The following is a 5,244-nucleotide window of genomic DNA, read 5'->3' as shown; positions in this document are numbered from 1 at the left end:
ACCAATTGATTTCCGCCAACTTTTTCTATTGTGCTTAAAATATCACCTGAATTAACGCTGTCAGCCACTAAAATCGCGATGTCGCGGCGATTTGAAGGGAATTTTGAAACCCCTACAGCTTGCGGTAAATTTCTTTTTTCTATTGCAGACATTTCTATTTCAAATACAAAAGTTGCGTTATTGATATCTAACGATTTTTGCACTTGAGGATGAAGAGCACCAAAAAATCCTACCTTTTTACCTTCAACATAAATAACTGCTGATTGGCCTGGGTGTAAACCGTCTGACTGCTCTGCTTTAATTTCAAAACGGCTTGTATCGTTGGTGATTGCTAATAAGGCTTCAACATCACCTTTTAGGTCGTAAAAATCAACGTTGCGTTTTTGCTCAACCCAATGCTCGCCGTTTGCAAGGCCAGTGATCACACCGCCAATGACAGGGACTTGCTGCAGGCCATTTTCTGCACTGTCGTCGCTGATAAATTTAAGACCATGCTCAAATAAACGAATACGTGGTTGTTGACGGTTTTGATTATACGCAACCGATGCTAAAAGCCCTGGCATTAAGCTTACACGCATAGCCGACATTTCAATTGAAATTGGGTGCGGCAGTATAAGCGGATTACTTTGTGGGTGTATAATAGCTTGTGCTTTAGGGTCTACAAAGCTGTACGTAATTGCTTCTTGGTAGCCACGTGTTACTAACGTATTTCGAAACTTACTTAGCGCAATTGTTGACTCGTCATGTGTAGTCATTTTTAACTTTGCGGTTGGCGCAACATTTGGAATACTGTTGTAACCATAAACACGAGCAACTTCTTCAATTAAGTCTTCTTCAATACGAATATCGAAGCGGTAGCTTGGAATATCAGCGCTCCAGCTGTCGTTTTCAAACTTAACGTCTAAGCCTAAACGAGTCAGAATATCAGTCACTTTCGCATCGTCAATATGATGACCAATTACGCGGTCTAAACGCGCACGACGTAGGCGTACTTCTGTCACTTTTGGCAGTTTATCAGCAGCCACAGCTTCTACAACAGGTCCTGCTTCACCGCCAACAATATCAAGTAATAAAGCGGTTGCACGCTCCATTGCATCGTGTTGCAGGGTAAAATCTACGCCACGCTCATAGCGGTGTGATGCATCGGTATGTAAGCCGTAACTACGGGCTTGACCTGCAATTGCTACTGGGTTAAAAAACGCGCTTTCTAATAAAATATCAGACGTTTTTTCTGTAACACCTGATTGCTCACCGCCAAAAATACCGGCAATCGCAAGTGCTTTATTATGATCGGCTATCACAAGTGTTGATTCGTTCAGTTTTGCAGTATTGCCATCAAGCAATACTAACTCTTCGCCTGCATTGGCGCTGCGAACCTTAATGCCGCCTTCAATTGCATTTAAATCAAATGCATGCATTGGGTGGCCAAGTTCTAGTAATACATAGTTAGTAACATCAACAACAGGGTCAATTGAGCGAATACCACTACGGCGAAGCTTTTCAACCATCCAAAGCGGTGTTTCTACATCAAGGCTAATGCCTTTGATTACACGCCCTAAGTAACGCGGACACGCATCAGCATTAACAAGTTCAATAGATACTTCATCGTCAATAGTGCCGCTAACAGCTGGAATTTGTAGCTCGTTTACATCAACGCTGTTTAATACACCTACTTCGCGTGCAAGGCCTTTTATACCCAAGCAATCACCACGGTTTGGGGTTAAGTCAACATCAATTATGTTGTCATCAAGTCCTAAGTATTCGCGCAGGTCTGTACCAATTGGCGCATCGCTTGGCAATTCCATGATGCCGTCGCCTTCTTCGCTAATACCTAGCTCAACAAAGGCACACAGCATACCGTGTGATGGCTGACCGCGTAATTTGGCTTTTTTAATTTTAAAGTCGCCCGGTAAAACAGCGCCCACTGTTGCAACAGCTACTTTAATGCCTTGGCGACAGTTTGGCGCGCCACACACAATATCAAGTAGCTCATCGCCACCTACATTGATTTTAGTAACGCGAAGTTTATCTGCATCTGGGTGCTGTGCGCATTCCACAACTTCACCAACCACTACGCCGTTAAAATTCGCTGCCGCGCTCTCAACTGCATCAACCTCAAGGCCAGCCATAGAAAGCTGTTCCGAAAGAGCTTGCGTATCAATAGCAGGATTTACCCACTCTCTTAACCACTTTTCACTAAATTTCATTTTATATTTTCACTCTTAACGGAACTGGTTCAGGAATTTTAAGTCATTTTCAAAAAATGCACGTAAGTCGTTTACGCCATAGCGCAGCATGGTTAAGCGCTCTACGCCCATACCAAAAGCAAAACCGGTGTATTTTTCTGGGTCAATACCTACTGACTTAAGTACGTTAGGGTGAACCATGCCACAACCTAATACTTCAAGCCATTTACCGTCTTTACCCATAACATCTACTTCAGCTGAAGGCTCTGTAAATGGGAAGAATGAAGGACGGAAACGAATTTCCATGTCTTCTTCAAAAAAGTTACGTAAGAAGTCGTGTAAAATACCTTTAAGCTCTGTGAAGCTTACATCAGTATCAACCATTAAACCTTCTACCTGATGAAACATTGGAGTATGCGTTTGGTCGTAGTCGTTACGATATACTCGACCTGGCGAAATAATTCGCAGTGGCGGTTGCTCTGTTTCCATAGTACGAATTTGCACACCACTTGTTTGGGTACGCAGTACTAACTTAGGATTAAAATAAAAGGTATCGTGATCAGCACGCGCTGGGTGATGCTCAGGAATATTTAGCGCATCAAAGTTATGAAAATCATCTTCTACTTCTGGGCCTGATTTAACTTCAAAACCTAGCTCGCCAAAAAAGCTTTCTATACGCTCGATTGTGCGTGTTACCGGATGAAGGCCACCTGTAGGCATTACGCGCCCTGGTAAAGTTACATCAATTGTTTCAGCTGCTAGCTTTTCTTCAAGCGCTTTACTTGCTAAAAGCTCACGCTTTTCGTTAATGGCAGCTTGTACATCTTGCTTAGCTTGGTTAATTACTTGGCCTGCTTCTTTGCGTTCTTCAGGAGCAATTTTACCCAGTGTTTTAAGTAAGCTTGTGATTTCGCCTTTTTTACCAAGGTAATTAACCCTGATCTCTTCTAGTTGCGCGATTTCACTGGCACTGGCAACTGCCTCAAGTGCTTGCGCTAAAATATTTTCTAAGTTCATTCGATACCTGATCTTTCACAGAAGGTGATTACAATTTTGTTGACTAATGATAACTGAAAGCAGGGTCTAGATTCTAGACCTACTACAGCTTTAACGTTGATTTTATGAAGGGAATTGTTAATTTTCGTTGAGCGGCCATTGATGCGTGATCTAATTTGTCTAATACGTCTAATAAAGCACGCATATCACGACTCAAGCGAGTCAATAAAAAGCGCGCGCATTCATCGCTTAGTTCAAGCCCACGCATATGCGCTCGCTTAACCAGTGCTTGTGCTTTATCATCATCACTCATTGAACGAATTTGAAAGGTGGTTCCCCACTTTAGCCGAGACTCTAAGTCGGGCAAGGTGATATTAAGCATGTCAGGGAGCAAATCGGCCGTAACCACTAACATTTTTCCGGGCTCGTTAAAGCGATTAAAAAAGTTAAAAAGAGCTTTTTCCCATGCGTCATTGCCAGCGACTAAGTGCACATCATCAATACATAGTACATCAAGTGCTTCTAAACCATCTAACACCATAGGGCCAAAGTCGATAACTTCACGCATAGACAACAGCATGTTTGACAAGCCACGCTCTTGGGCTTGTATGCAGGTTGCGTACAATAAGTGGGATTTACCAGAATCGCCTAAGCCGCACAAATAAGTGTACTGAAATTTGTTGGCAAGCTTTGAAAAGCTCGCTTTAAGGTGGTTTACCTCTAAAGAGTCTTCCCCACCAAAATAAGATGCAAATGTTTCATCATCAGGCAAGGTGACTGGAAGTGCCATTTGCATAGGCTCAGCACTTAGCATTACTCACCGACCCACTGATACTCAAGACTGTTTTTATCTACAACATGGTAAAATGCGCGAGGGTCAACATAATCTCTAAAGGCACTATCAAGGCCAAGGCCTTTTTTAAGATCGCCCACACTGCCGGTGTGGTTAAGCTTAAACTCAACAAATTCTGGGGTTTTGCGCATTATTGTTGCTTGCGTCACTACACTCAAACTTTGTAGACGACGCTTTGCAAGTTCAATATCAACAAAGCTTTGAGTGCCTTTTAAGGTAAGCGTAGCCGCTGCCTGTTCATAATACGCGTTAGGGTCGATAGCGTATTCATTGGCTAATCCCAACGCTAAGCTGTCTATCATCTGGCCTACTATTTGTTGTTTATCACCTTCAAGACGGTTTGAATCAAATAAATCATCATTAGTAAAACGCCAGTCTAAAATCCAGGTTTCGCTGTCGGGTTCTTGATACATTCTTGCTGTAATGCTTCGCTCTGCACTATAACGGCGCGACGCCTCTTCAACAGGCTCTGAAAAATTACCCCATACTTCGGGAATGCCAACCAAACGTCTGTCTTGTAAATCTAATAGCGGCACTACAACGGGTAAACCACGTCGACCGGCTTTGTCATATATAAGCTGCTCTAACTGAGGATAGCTTTCTTGTGTAACAAGCTCTCTACGCCAGTTATCTTCAATACCTAACCAAATAGCAACTAATGGGCGCTGGACGCCCCAAAGAGGTAAATTTAATTCTTTAATTAATTCATTTATTTTACGCGCTTCAAATTTAACAACTAGATTAAGCTGTCCATTCGCTTTTTCGTCGTATTCAAACTTGAGCATGTAATCTGAAATGTTTTTGGTGCGTTGTTGAGCAAGCCTATTTTGATCAGCAGATTCATCCCCGCTTACCTTTACTAATACATTGAGTAATGCTTTGCGGCTAGCGGCTAAACGCGTGTCTCGACTTTTATCATCGACTTTTAATATATCTTGATACAGATCAGTTACTTCAACTGCCGATACAGAGAAACAAAATATAAATGATATGGCACTAATTAATAATCTATACACTGGCTATTAGTTCTTGGTTTTAAACTATTTTGATCCTAAATCAAAGCCAGTAACAAAGCAAAATTATATTTGTAATTCAGCTATGTTGAATAAATATTGTTTATCTTAAAGCTTAAATACAGAAACAAACTGCTACTTAGCTATATGTAAAATGGGTTGTGATTGGTGGGGCGAGCCTTATCCTCGGGTTTCG

4 protein-coding genes are annotated in these 5,244 nt (G+C 42.0%); all 4 read right to left on the bottom strand.

Features of this window, described 5'->3' with window-relative positions; all coding sequences use genetic code 11:
- On the bottom strand, positions 1-2,207 hold a 2,207-nt coding region (pheT, locus tag B4F91_RS10985), incomplete at its 3' end, for a phenylalanine--tRNA ligase subunit beta (protein WP_288635746.1).
- A 15-nt stretch (positions 2,208-2,222) separates the two neighbouring features.
- Positions 2,223-3,203 (bottom strand): phenylalanine--tRNA ligase subunit alpha, encoded by a 981-nt coding sequence (gene pheS, locus B4F91_RS10980; protein ID WP_004587232.1) that lies wholly within the window; start codon positions 3,201-3,203, stop codon positions 2,223-2,225.
- 82 nt (positions 3,204-3,285) lie between these two features.
- Complete coding sequence (gene hda, locus B4F91_RS10975; RefSeq protein ID WP_004587231.1) at positions 3,286-3,996, bottom strand: DnaA regulatory inactivator Hda; 711 nt, start codon at positions 3,994-3,996, stop codon at positions 3,286-3,288.
- Entirely contained in the window at positions 3,996-5,051 is a 1,056-nt protein-coding gene (locus tag B4F91_RS10970) for a DUF2066 domain-containing protein (protein WP_055255312.1), read from the bottom strand. The genes hda and B4F91_RS10970 overlap by 1 nt, the downstream gene beginning before the upstream one ends.
- Between the last annotated feature and the right edge of the window lie 193 nt (positions 5,052-5,244).

The organism is Pseudoalteromonas sp. UBA6610 (genome assembly GCF_002433295.1).
Taxonomy (GTDB): Bacteria; Pseudomonadota; Gammaproteobacteria; order Enterobacterales; family Alteromonadaceae; genus Pseudoalteromonas; species Pseudoalteromonas atlantica.
This window is presented reverse-complemented; position numbering and strand designations above follow the sequence as displayed.